The 12,365-nt window shown below is 67.9% G+C and carries 9 protein-coding genes and 1 tRNA gene (1 of these 10 only partly in view); 3 read left to right on the top strand and 7 right to left on the bottom strand.

Annotation, left to right across the window (positions count from 1 at the left end; genetic code table 11):
* A protein-coding gene (locus ABEA67_RS08735) for a DUF4139 domain-containing protein (RefSeq protein WP_345463936.1) crosses the window boundary here: on the top strand, positions 1-667 show its 3' portion. The gene continues 617 nt to the left of window position 1, outside the view; the window shows 667 of its 1,284 coding nt (coding positions 618-1,284); its start codon lies off the left edge, out of view; the stop codon is at positions 665-667.
* A 98-nt stretch (positions 668-765) separates the two neighbouring features.
* On the opposite strand, the gene ABEA67_RS08730 is transcribed toward ABEA67_RS08735, so the two are convergent.
* From ABEA67_RS08730 to ABEA67_RS08700, 7 genes are all read right to left on the bottom strand, one after another.
* Positions 766-1,506 (bottom strand): methylenetetrahydrofolate reductase, encoded by a 741-nt coding sequence (locus tag ABEA67_RS08730; protein WP_345463933.1) that lies wholly within the window; start codon positions 1,504-1,506, stop codon positions 766-768.
* Positions 1,503-5,291 carry a methionine synthase gene (metH, locus tag ABEA67_RS08725; RefSeq protein ID WP_345463930.1) on the bottom strand — a complete coding sequence of 1,263 codons (3,789 nt, stop codon included), beginning with the start codon at positions 5,289-5,291 and terminating at the stop codon, positions 1,503-1,505. Before metH ends, ABEA67_RS08730 begins: the two co-directional genes overlap by 4 nt.
* Before the next feature lie 479 nt (positions 5,292-5,770).
* A complete protein-coding gene (locus tag ABEA67_RS08720) occupies positions 5,771-6,553 on the bottom strand; it encodes an SDR family NAD(P)-dependent oxidoreductase (RefSeq protein WP_345463927.1) in 783 nt (260 codons plus the stop codon).
* Positions 6,550-7,965, bottom strand: a complete 1,416-nt coding sequence (locus ABEA67_RS08715) for a family 1 glycosylhydrolase (protein WP_345463924.1) — start codon at positions 7,963-7,965, stop codon at positions 6,550-6,552. Before ABEA67_RS08715 ends, ABEA67_RS08720 begins: the two co-directional genes overlap by 4 nt.
* Before the next feature lie 293 nt (positions 7,966-8,258).
* Entirely contained in the window at positions 8,259-8,954 is a 696-nt protein-coding gene (locus ABEA67_RS08710; RefSeq protein WP_345463921.1) for a hypothetical protein, read from the bottom strand.
* Between the two features lie 133 nt (positions 8,955-9,087).
* Entirely contained in the window at positions 9,088-9,783 is a 696-nt protein-coding gene (locus ABEA67_RS08705) for an HAD family hydrolase (RefSeq protein ID WP_345463918.1), read from the bottom strand.
* The gene (locus tag ABEA67_RS08700; protein ID WP_345463915.1) at positions 9,780-10,682 is read right to left on the bottom strand and encodes a prephenate dehydratase; all 903 of its coding nucleotides are present in this window, start codon (positions 10,680-10,682) and stop codon (positions 9,780-9,782) included. The genes ABEA67_RS08705 and ABEA67_RS08700 overlap by 4 nt, the downstream gene beginning before the upstream one ends.
* Positions 10,683-10,802: 120 nt before the next feature.
* Between ABEA67_RS08700 and ABEA67_RS08695 the strand changes: the two genes are divergently transcribed.
* Complete coding sequence (locus tag ABEA67_RS08695; RefSeq protein WP_345463912.1) at positions 10,803-12,224, top strand: amidase family protein; 1,422 nt, start codon at positions 10,803-10,805, stop codon at positions 12,222-12,224.
* 59 nt (positions 12,225-12,283) lie between these two features.
* A tRNA-Val gene (locus ABEA67_RS08690) sits at positions 12,284-12,358 on the top strand.
* Positions 12,359-12,365 lie beyond the last annotated feature (7 nt).

Here is a 12,365-nt window from a genome sequence, read left to right as displayed (position 1 = left end):
GCCGGTGCCCGCGCCCTACATGGCCCTGAGGGCCGAGGTGACGGCGAGTAGCGGCGCTGCCGATGCGGCCGCCCCCAAGATCAACGCCCTGGGGGAACTGCGCGGCCTGTACCGCTACGCCCTCTCCACGCCCTTCACGCTGCCCGCCAACAGCACGGTGACGCTGCCCTTCCTGACGCCTAAGCTGACGCAGTTCGAGCGTTACGCGGGGCTGAACACCTACTTCACGCCGCAGAACACCGACGGTACCCTCAGCCGTTTCTACCGCCTGAAGGCCGATCAGCGCCTGCCCGGCGGCAGCCTGACCGTGCGCGAGGAGGGCCGCATCGTGGGGCAGACCCAGATTTCCGAGACGGCGCGGGGCGAGGAAATCGAGTTCAGCCTCGGCAACGACCCCGACGTGCGCTACACGCGGGCCGTGCAGACCGTCAGCAGCGAGAAGAACGACAAGGGCAACGTCGTGCGGACCACCTACAAGGTCACCTACACCTTCGAGAACGGCAAGGATCGCCCCGTCCGCGCCGAGGTCACGGAGCGCGTCGGCGGCCGCCGCATCACCATCGACGGCGTCGTCAGGGGCCAGAACCCCGCCGCCGAGCTGCGTGTGGACGTGCCCGCGAACGGCAAGGCGACGAAGACGTTCACGCTGGTGGTGGACAACAGCTAGGGAAGCGGCCAGCTTCCAGCAACCAGTAGGAGCAACGCCCCAGCCTATGCCGGGGCGTTGCTTTTTTGCTGGCCGCTGGCGGCTGGTCGCCGGAAGCTCTAAACAATCCCCTCCAGATACGCCCGCACGTCCGCCTTCACCGGCATGAAATACATGTGCTGGCCGCGCTCGCGGGCAAAGGTGAGGGCCTGGGTGGCAAAGGTGCGGTTCCAGTCGAGGGTAGGCTGGAAGGCGCGGGGAAAGACGGCGTGGTTGCGTGCCCGCCAGTAATTGAGGGAGGCGTCGGTCAGCACGGAGGTGGCTCCCCACCACACCTCGGCCTCCGCGGGAATCAGGTCGGCATAGGCGTCCATCAGGCGCAGGTCGAAAAAGGGCTGGGTGAAAAAACCGCAGGCTCCCGCGTCCAGCTTGCGTTCCAGATAGTCACGCTCGTGCGCGAAGCTCTGGCGGTAAGGGTCGAGGCCCGCGTAGACCCGCACGTGTGGCAACTCCCGCCGGAAGCGGCGGATGGCCCGCACCGCGTCAACGTCATAGACACGCGAACTCATGTCGGCGGGGGCGTCCCCGGTGATGACCAGCACCTCGTCGATGCCCGCAGCGGTCAGCGTCTCGGCCATCGGGAGTGGTTCCACCGGGTTCAGGTCCACCGCCCGCACGTGCGGAATCGCCCGGTAGCGGGGCCGGGCGAGCGTGCAGCCCTGCCACGAGCGCGTGGAGTACCGGGTCAGGTCCACCACATTCACCGTGTCCACGCCCGGCAGATGCGCGGCGACCGCCTCCAGCTCGGCCCGCAGTCCCGAACGGCTGCGGGGAACGAGTTCGATGGAGATGCGGGTCACCGGGCACCGCCTGAGGCGGCGGGTCTAGCGGTCAAAGGGTCTAACGGTCGAACGGAACGCTCGGTCGACGGTTCGACGGTTTGGCGGTCAGACACCGCCGGGTCATACGCCAGAATTGGTCCCAGCCACCGCTCCGCAACCGAAAGCGTCCAGCCCTTGCGCTCTGCGTAGTCCTCCACCTGGTCGCGCCCGATGCGGCCCACCGCGAAGTAGTGCGCGTCCGGGTGGGCGAAGTACAGCCCCGAAACGGCGGCGGCGGGAAACATCGCCCCCGACTCGGTGAGCGAGAGGCCGACCTCCTCCGCGCCCAGCAGGCCAAAAAGGGTGCGTTTCTCGGTGTGGTCGGGCTGGGCGGGGTAGCCGGGGGCCGGACGGATGCCCTGGTAGCGTTCCCGGATCAGGTCGTCGTTGCCCAGTGCCTCGTCCTCCGCGTAGCCCCAGTAGCGCACGCGCACGTCGCGGTGCAGCTTTTCCGCGAACGCCTCGGCCAGCCGGTCGGCCAGCGCCTTGACCAGAATCGCGCTGTAATCGTCGTGCTGCGCCTCGAAGCCGCGGGCGAGTTCCTCCGCGCCGTGGATGGCGACCGCGAACGCCCCGAGGTGGTCCCCCTTCAACGCCACGAAATCGGCCAGCGCGGTCGTGGGGGTGGGTTGGTCGCGCTGCTGGCGGAGGGTATGGAGGAACGCAGAAGGCTGATGGCTGATGGCTGATGGCCCAGTCAGGCTTCCGCTTTCGCTGTCCTGGCCTTCTGCCTTCTGCCTTCCGCCTTCCGCAAAGACCTCGATGTCATCCCCCACCCGCCGCGCCTCCCACAACCCGATCACGCCGCGCGCCGTCAGCAGCCCCTCGTCCACGATGCGTTTCAGGAGGGCCTGCGCGTCGCCGAACAGGCTGCGGGCCTCCGCGCCGCGCAGGGGGTCGGTCAGGATGTTGGGGTAGATCCCCTTCATCTCCCAGGCGATGAAAAAGGGCGTCCAGTCAATGTAGTCCAGCAGCTCGGCGATGGGCTGCTCGATGATGTGGCGGCCCGGTTCGCGCGGGGCGGGGGGCAGGGCGGGGGAGAGGCGGGGCGCGCGGGCGCGGGCCTGCGCGAGGGGAATCAGGCGGACCTTGCGCTCGCCGTGCCGTTCGCGCAGGGCGGCATATTCCTCCCGCACGCGCTCGCGCAGGGCCTCCGGCTGCGAGAGGAGGTCGCCCACCACACCCACCGCGCGGCTGGCATCGGCCACGTGGACCACCGTGCCGCTATAGGCGGGGTCGATCTTGACGGCGGTGTGGGCGCGGCTGGTGGTCGCGCCGCCGATCAGCAGCGGGGTGTCCAGGCCCCGGCGGGTCATCTCGCGGGCTACGTTCACCATCTCGTCGAGGCTGGGCGTGATCAGGCCGGAGAGGCCGATCACGTCCGCCCCCAGCTCGCGCGCGGTGTCCAGAACCTTCTCGGTGGGGACCATCACGCCGAGGTCGGTCACCTGATAGCCGTTGCAGGCCAGCACCACGCCCACGATGTTCTTGCCGATGTCGTGCACGTCGCCCTTCACGGTCGCCAGCAGCACCTTGCCCTTGCCGCTCTGCCCGCCCGCCGCCTTCTGGGCTTCGAGGTAGGGCGTGAGGTGGGCCACCGCGCGCTTCATCACGCGAGCCGACTTGACCACCTGCGGCAGAAACATCTTCCCGGCCCCGAACAGGTCCCCCACCACGTTCATGCCGTCCATCAGCGGTCCCTCGATGACCGCCAGTGGCGAGCCGAGGAGTTGATAGGCCTCCTCCGCATCCTCGACCACGTGGTCGGTGATGCCGCTGACCAGCGCGTGCTTGAGGCGCTCGGCCACGGGCAGTTCACGCCAGGCACTCTGCTGGCCCGCCTCGCGTTTCACGTCCTTGTAGCTCTCGGCGAGATGGATCAGGCGCTCGGTGGCGTCCGGGCGGCGGGCCAGGATCACGTCCTCCACCGCGTCGCGCAGCTGCGGCTCGATGTCCTCGTACACGGCGAGCATACCCGCGTTCACGATGCCCATATCCAGCCCCGCGCGGATGGCGTGGTACAGGAAGACGGCGTGCATCGCCTCGCGGACGTGGTTGTTGCCGCGGAAGCTGAAGGACACGTTGGAAATGCCGCCCGACACCAGCGCCCCCGGCAGGTTCGCCTTGATCCAGCGGGTCGCCTCGATAAAGTCCAGCGCGTAGCGGTCGTGTTCCTCCATCCCCGTCGCCACCGTCAGCACGTTGGGGTCGAAGATGATGTCCTGGGGAGGGAAGGTGGCCTGCTCGGTCAGCAGGCGGTAGGCGCGGGAGGTGATCTCGATGCGGCGTTCCAGATTGTCCGCCTGGCCCTGCTCGTCGAAGGCCATCACCACCGCCGCCGCCCCGTAGCGCCGCAGCAGCCGGGCGCGTTCCAGGAACTTCTCCTCGCCGTCCTTGAGGGAAATGCTGTTCACCACCGCCTTGCCCTGTACCCGCTTGAGGCCCGCTTCCAGAATCTCCCAGCGGGAGGAATCGAGCATCAGCGGCACGCGCGAGATGTCCGGCTCCCCGGCGAGCAGGTTCAGGAACTTGACCATCGCGGCCTCGCCGTCGAGCATCCCCTCGTCGAAGTTCACGTCCACGAGCTGCGCGCCGTTTTGCACCTGCTGACGCGCAATCCCCAGGCCCGCGTCGTAGTCGCCCGCCAGAATGGCCTTGCTGAACTTCGGGCTGCCGGTCACGTTGGTCCGCTCGCCCACGTTCACGAAGTTGGTTTCGGGGGTGACGGTGAAGGCTTCCAGGCCGCTGAGGCGCAGGTAGGGCGGGAGACGGGGCGCGGTGCGCGGGGGCAGGTCCGCCACCGCCTCCGCAATCGCGCGGATGTGGTCGGGCGTCGTGCCGCAGCAGCCGCCCACGATGTTGACCAGGCCCTCCTCGGCAAAGGAGCGCAGCACCGCCGCCGTGTGTCCCGGCGTCTCGTCGTACTCCCCGAAGGCGTTGGGGAGGCCCGCGTTGGGGTGGACGCTGACCAGCGTTTCGGCGTTGGCCGCAATCGCCCGCAGGTGGGGCCGCAGCAGGTCGGCTCCCAGCGCGCAGTTCAGCCCCACGCTGAAGACGCCTGCGTGTTCGGTGCTGACCACAAAGGCCTCCGGCGTCTGCCCGCTCAGCGTGCGTCCCGAGGCGTCCGTGATGGTGCCCGACAGCATGATGGGCAGCGTCTTGCCCGTCTGCGCAAAGGCTTCCTCGCAGGCGAACAGGGCCGCCTTCGCGTTCAGTGTGTCGAACACCGTTTCAATCAGGATCAGGTCCGCCCCGCCCGCAATCAGCCCCTCCACCTGCTCCACGTAGGCGGCGACCAGATCGTCGAAGGTCACGTTGCGGAACTCGGGCCGCTCCACGTCGGGCGAGAGGGTGGCGGTGCGGTTGGTCGGCCCCACCGACCCGGCCACCCAACGGGGCCGCCCGTCGCGGGCCTCGAACTCGTCGGCGACCTCGCGGGCCAGCCGCGCCCCCGCCTCGTTCATGGCGCGGGCCAGATGCTCGGTCCCGTAGTCCGCCTGCGAGATCACGGTCGAATTGAAGGTGTTCGTGCTGGCGATGTCCGCCCCCGCCTCGAAATAGGCGCGGTGGACCTCGCGAATGACCTCGGGCCGGGTGAGTTGCAGCAGGTCGAAGTTGCCCCGGTACATCCTCATGGGGTCAGCGCTGTCCCAGCGGAAGTCCCCTTCCGTCAGCCCCGCGCGCTGGAGCATGGTGCCCCACGCGCCGTCCAGCACCAGAATCCGTTCCCGCGCGTGTGCGCGAATGTCGCGTGTGTCCGCCACCTTCTCACCTCAATTGAAACAGGCCGCCTCTCCCGGCGGCCCATGAAACCTCGAATACGCCTGAAAAAGCGCCGCCTCTGGGCCATCGTTCCCCGCTCTTGCGCCATCGTCGGCACACCCGTGCGGGGCCTTCCAGAAGGGGCACCATTGCCGTGATGAGGGCCGGTTGCCGCGCCGTCACCGGGTCTGGAATCCCCTCGGGCGCTCAGGATGACCGTGCTCTCGCGGCACGACGCATGCAGTCTAGCGCGGGCGGGGCGGGAGAAAAGGTGAGAGGGGCAGACAAGGGACGGAAGGCAGAAGGCAGAAGGCAGAAGGCAGAAGGCAGAAGGCAGAAGGCAGAAGGCAGAAGGCAGAAGGCAGAAGGCAGAAGGCAGAAGGCAGAAGGCAGAAGGCAGAAGGCAGAAGGCAGAAGGCAGAGCGTGAAAGCCTTCACGACCCCCACTTACCCCTTACCCCTTACCCCTGACCCCTCCCCCTCACAGATGATCCAGCCTCCCCCCATCCACCACCAGCCCCGTCCCCTGCACGAAGGCGGCGTCGCGCGAGGCCAGAAAGGCGATGGCCGCGGCGAGGTCGGCGGGCTGGCCCACGTCGGCGGGGTTGATCTTCTCGACGCCGCTTTTCACGTTGGGGTTGTTCCACAGCATCGGGGTGTCCACCGCGCCGGGCAGGACGGCGTTCACGCGGATGCCGCGCGGCCCGCCCTCGATGGCGGCGCTGCGGGTCAGTGACAGCAGGGCGGCCTTGGCGGCGGCGTAGGGGGCCACCAGCGCCTCGGTTTCGCGCGCGTGGATGCTGGACACGTTGACGACCGCGCCGCCGGGCTTCATTACCTCGAAGGCCTGGCGGATAAAGGAAAAGGCCCCCAGCAGGTCCACGGCCAGCACGCGCTGCCAGTCCTGCACGTTCAGTTCGGTGAGGGGCTTGAAGGTCATCAGCCCGGCGTTGTTCACGATCACGTCGAGCTGGCCGAAGTGCGTGACAGTCTGCTGCACGCAGGCCTCGACCTGGGCCGGGTCCGAGACGTCACACGCCACGCCCAGCGCATCGGGGGCACCGGCGGCGCGGACCTCGGCGGCGGCCTGCGTGGCCTGCTCGCCGTTCAGGTCGGCAATCACCAGGCGGCCCCCCTCCTGCGCGAAGCGGCGCGCCGCCGCCAGGCCGATGCCACTGGCCGCCCCCGTCACGATCACGACGGCATTCTCGAAGCGGCGGCACGTCACGGAGGGTTCGGTCGGGGTGGTCTGGGGTTGCGTCATGATGGCTGGCCTTTCTGTGGTGCTGGGGTCTGAGCGGGTGTGGCCTGAGCTGCTGTGGTCTGGGGAGGCTGGGGAGGAGGAGGTTCGGGGGTCACAGCCCGCGGGGTCGGGTCGGTCTGGGTGGGAGTTGTCGCCTGGCTGACCTGCTGAAAGACGCGCGCCTGGGCCTGGGCGTTCTGCACGGCCTCGCCCCCCTGCTGGCTGGGCGGGAAGACCGGGACCGTCAGCACGACGCTCTGGGTGGGCAGCACGTCGCACCACTCGCCAATCAGTCGGCGGTATGCCTCCCCGACGGGCCGGATGTTGCGGTCCAGGTCGTACAGGCCCAGCGGATTCACGTTCCCGTTGTTCTCGCGCAGGGCCGAGTCCCAGTCCACCTGATCGGTGAGGGAATACCAGGTGAAGCCCACGATGGGCAGGCCGTCGTTGCGCACCCGCAGCACGTTGGCCCACTCCTTGCGCAGCCAGCGCACCGCCTCGTCCCCGGCTGGCCCCTGGGTGAAGTTCGTCTCGGTGTGCATCACGGGGAGGCCGTAGCGGGCGTAGTACTGGTTGGTGATCACCGAGTACCCGAAGATTTCCCCGCTCGCCTCCGTCTGCCCGTCCGGGTGAACGAGGTGCTCGTTGGTGACGTAGTAGTCGTTGCCCATGATGCAGTGGTGCTTGAGGTTGTGGCGCAGGAAGAAGTGGTACTCGTCCCGCGTCATGCCGTTGTCCAGCAGGTATTCGTACATTTCCGAACTGACCTGTTGGCCGTAATTGAGGTCCAGCGACAGAAAACGCACCGCGTTGAGCGTCTCGGCGCGCCCGATGGCCTGGGGGTTCTCGGCGTGAAAGTACTCCGAGGACTCGCTCTGGATAAAGATGGCGTCGGGGCGTTCCCTGAGGATGGCGTGCATGGCGAGGATGTTGGCCCGGACGATGTGCTTGAGGGCCGTCACGAAGGCGGGGTCGGTGCTGAGCTGCTCGTTCCACCAGCCGTAGCGGGCCGAGAAGAGCGCGCAGACGTACATCTCGTTGACCGGCGTGTAGAGCTGCACCCAGGGAAAGCGCCGCGCAAAGGCCCCGGCGTAACGCGCGAACTGTTCCGGGAAGTCGGGGTTCTGGAAGTTCCCCACCCAGTCCGGCACCCCGAAATGGCACAGGTCCACGATGGGCGTGATGTTCCGCGCCCGCAGCCCCGCGAACGTCTCGTCTGCAAAGGACCAGTCGTAGCGGTCCGGCCCGGTCCAGGTCGTGTGGATGGGCGGCCCATAGCGCAGAAACGAGATGCCCAGTTCGGACACGAGGTCGAAATCCTTCTGCCAGAAGTCGTAGTGGCGGCATTTTGCCATCTCGTCCTGCCGGACCCGGCCGCCCTGGATCGTGGGATAGGAGTTCTCGATGCCGGTGGCGAACATGAAGTAAATCAAGGCGCGGACCTCTTTCGCGGCGCGCGGGTGTGGGAGTGCGTGACGCTGCCCGCCAGTCTGCCTGCCGCGCCCTCTGAGGCAGATGAAACCCTCAAGAAAGGCTCAAGCCTCGGAGGCGGCTCAGGGGCATGGCTCGGGCTGGAACGTGGGTGTCCGATGCATCTCGTTCGACTTTGGCGACCTGACCGCCCACACCCGCGCCCCTGCCGTGGGCCTCTGAAAAGGCGAGGCGAGACGGTGCACGACGACTTGGTGGTCTACGGGGTGCTGGTGGAGGAGCTGTAGCAGGGCAGTTACCGGGGAATGATTTTTGGTGACTGCCCCTCGTTGCCGTGCCAGTCGAAGCGGGCTACAAATACACCGCAGGCGTCTTTGTGCTGTGCATAGAAGAATTTGGAATCTGCCCAACGTTTTAGATAGGCCGCATCTTTATAGCTGTAGTCGTTGATGTTACCGCAGTTGGTGCGAGCTGGAATCCACAGGTTTAAACGTGTTGCCTCGCCTGTCTTCAGGTTGTTCCGGACCAGCTCTACCTGCCGCAGCTCGGGGTAAGCGAGTTGACTTTGCAGGTGCCTGAACAGGATTTCGCCTTGACCAGTGGTCAGGGGGCGGCCCACATCGGTATTTTCCCAAAGCGACTTGCCGTCGCTCAGGCGGAAGCCCGTATTGTCCACGTGCCAGTGTTCGCCCCCGGTGGTATGGGAAATCCAGAGAACCGAATCCACCACGCTCCAGCCCGGAAAGTTCCGGTTACCGTCTGACGCCTCGTACAGCCTTCCATCAACCTGCCGCTTCCAGAGCAGCCTTCCACCTGGTTTCTCGTACAGCGTGATGGTCAGCTTCCTTGTTCCATACTCGACGCTCCCCTGCTCCGTGAATGCGACATAGAACTTTCCTGCCGCTCCAGCAGTAGCAATCCCCGGTCCGCCGCCCGCATAGGCTGTGCTGCCAAGCAGGAATGGGAGGAGCAGGGCCAGGATTCGCCGCATGTCGGGAGTTTACCGATTCACCCCATCGTCTCCAATACCCCTGGATAGCGGCAGGGCTTCAAGCAGAACGAGTTGGTGGTGCGGGCGCAGGCGGTGGAGGTGCTGTGGCTGAGGATGAGCGCAGCGCCGGGTGCTAGTCCGCAAAAATGGCGTCGAGCTGGCCCGGAAGGCTGGAGAGGTCGGTGCATTGCCACTGAGCAGCCGGGTCGTTTTTCCTGACCAGGACCGCGGGAAGCCCCACAGCCCGCGCCCCCTGAACATCGGCCCTGATGTTGTCGCCAATCATGCAGACCTGCTTCGCCTCCCCCAGTGATTCCAGGACAAGGCGGAAAGCTCGTGGATGAGGTTTCTCGAATCCCGTTTCTGCGGAGTTGAAGACCTGTAAGAAGTGCCCACTCAGGCCCAGGGCTTTCAGTAACTCACGGAACTCTGGCACATGGTTGGTCAGAATGACGTGCCGCCAGCCCAGGACGCTCAGATGTTCCAGCGTCGTTCCCGTATCGGGATAGACCTCCCAGTGCTGCGGGTCAGTGTAGTGCCGCTGAACCTCGCCCGCCAACCTGCGAGCCACCGTGGCGTCGAGGCCGGCCGCCTGGTAGGCCTGCTCAAACACGGGATGGAGTTCGCCCCACCAGGCATGGGCGGGCAAGACGGGGTATTCATCCTCGGGCGCATGCCAGCGGAAGCCCGTCTGGAGCCAGGGCCGGAGATGCTCCGGTTTCACCTGATGGCCTGGATGAACTTCACCGAGCACATGCAGAAGGGTGCCACTCCACATGCTGGGTCGGTGGGCCAGGGTGCCGTCGAAGTCCCAGATGAGGAGCTTCACCCCACCGTCTCCCGCGCCATCGGGTAACTCCCGATGATCTTCGCGTAACTGGCCTTTCTCAGCACCCCGGCAAGGGCCTGCGCCACCTGCGGGTCGCGGGCGTCTCCCTCGATGTCCACGTACATCAGGTAACTCCAGGCGCGGTCGCGGCGGGGGCGCGATTCGATGCGCGAGAGGTTCAGGCCGCGCAGCTCGTTCAGCGTCTCGACCAGAAAGCCGGGGGTGTGGCGCACGGCGAAGACCAGACTGGTCTTGTGCGGCACGTCGGCGTGGGCGGGTTCCTGGCACGACAGCAGCATGAAGCGCGTGAAGTTGAAGGGTTCGTCCTCGATCTCGCGGGCCAGAATCTCCAGGCCGTACAGCTCGGCGGCGCGGGCGGAGGCGATGGCGGCCTCGTCGCGTGCCCCCCGCGCCGCGAGGTCCTTGGCGCTTCCGGCGGTGTCGTGCGCGGCGACGGGTTGCAGGCCGTACTGGCGGATCAGGCCGGTACACTGGTCCAGCGCGGGCTGCTGGCTGGCGACCTTCCGCACGTCCTCCAGCCGGACGCCGGGGAGCGCCATCAGGCAGTGGGTGACACGCACCACCACCTCGCCCGCCACATGCAACTCCGTCTCGGTCAGGAGGTCGATGGCCTGGTGAATCGCGCCCATCAGACTGTTCTCGACCGGCAGCACGCCGTAGTCGGCCTCGCCGCTCTCCACCGCCCGCGCGACCTCGTGAAAGGTGGGAAAGCCGCGTGTGGTGACGCCCGCGTGGGGAATCCCCGCGCTGCCCAGGGCGTGCAGCGCCGCGATCTCGCCGTAGGCCCCGGGATTGCCCTGAAAGGCGACCGTGAGGTGCGGTGCGCCCGTCTGCTCTGTCTGCTTCACCTCGTGCGGCACGGTCCCCTGACCACTCATGGGGGCAGGCTAGCGCACCGCGTTCCAGGCGGGGGGACGTGGAGTAGACGTGGCCCGGGCAGCTCCGGCCAGCCGCGCAGGAGCTGGCAACCTTTCCGGGCACCGCCCTAGACTGTGGGGGTGTCTGTCCCTCACCTGCCCGACCCCATCCTCGACCTCGACGCGGCGGCCCTCAGCGCCGCAGTTCGCCGGGGGGACCTGACGGCGCTGGAAGTGACCCGCGCCTACCTGTCGCGCCTTCGGTCTTATAACCCTCGCCTGCACGCCGTCATCACCGTCAACGAGGCCGCCGAGGCCGACGCGGAGCGGCTGGACACCCTCCCCGAGGATCAGCGCGGGCCGCTGCACGGCGTCCCCCTCCTGATCAAGGACAACATTGACGTGGCGGGCCTGCCCACCACTGCCGGCAGCCTGCTGATGACACGGCATGTCCCGCAGGCCGATGCGCCGCTGGTCGCCCGGTTGCGGGCCGCCGGGGCCGTGATTCTGGGCAAGGCCAACCTGACCGAGTGGGCCAACTTCATGACGCTGGGGATGCCCAACGGGTACTCGGGGGCGGGGGGGCAGACCGTGAATCCCTGGGGCGCAGGGCTGGACACGGGCGGCAGCTCCAGCGGCAGCGGCGCAGCGGTCGCGGCCCGGTTGTGCGCGGCCGCCATCGGCACCGAAACCAGCGGCAGCATCCTGAGTCCCGCGCAGCAGAGCGGCGTGATCGGCCTGAAACCGACGGTGGGCCTGATTCCGCGCACGGGCGTCGTGCCCATCAGCCACAGTCAGGACACCGCTGGGCCGATCACCCGCAGCGTCCGCGACGCGGCCCTGCTCCTGGGCGTGATGGCCGGACCCGACGATGCCGACTCCGCCAGCCGCCGCCTCCCGGTACCCGACCTGACCCTGCAAGCGGACGCCCTGGCGGGTGCCCATATCGGCGTCCTGCGCGACCCGCCTGGCGGTCCCGTTAGCGAGGCCGAGCGGGCGGCCCTGGCCTGCGCCGAGGCCGCCCTGGCGAAGGCGGGCGCGACCTTGCAGGACGTGATGTTGCCGAGTGCCCCCGAACTCAGCGGCTGGCGGCTGGAGGTGCTGGTCTACGAGTTCAAGCACGACCTGAACGCCTACCTCGCGGGTGTGCGGGACGGCCCCCGCAGCCTGGCCGACATCATCGAGGCGAACGACGCCGACCCCGAACGCCTCCAGCGCTACGGGCAGACGCTGCTGCACGCCGCCCAGGGCACGCGGGGCGACCTCAGCGAGCGGGCCTACCGCGAGGCGCGCGCCCGCGACCTCGACCAGACGCGCACGCGCGGCCTCGACCCCCTCTTTGCCCTGGGCCTGGACGCACTGCTGTGGCCCGGTCTGCACGGCTACGCGGTGGGCGCGAAGGCGGGCTATCCCAGCGTGACGGTGCCCACCGGCCTGCATGAGGCGGCCCCGACGGGCGTGCTGCTCACCGGCCCGGCGGGCAGCGACGGCCGCCTGCTCGCGCTGGCCGCCGACCTGAACCTCCGTCTGGGGGGCGTGCAGTTCCCCCCCGACCCCGCCTGACCGCTTGACCCCCCGCGCCCGCCCGACTAGCATGGGCAGGCTGCCACCGGCAGCAGGTGGGGCGGTTAGCTCAGCGGTAGAGCTTTCGCTTTACACGCGACGGGTCGGGGGTTCGAATCCCTCACCGCCCACCAGACAGGA

Origin of the sequence: Deinococcus carri, assembly GCF_039545055.1 — a bacterium.
GTDB classification, from domain to species: domain Bacteria; phylum Deinococcota; class Deinococci; order Deinococcales; family Deinococcaceae; genus Deinococcus; species Deinococcus carri.
The sequence above is the reverse complement of the archived record's forward strand: the minus strand, read 5'-3'. Positions and strand labels throughout refer to the sequence as shown.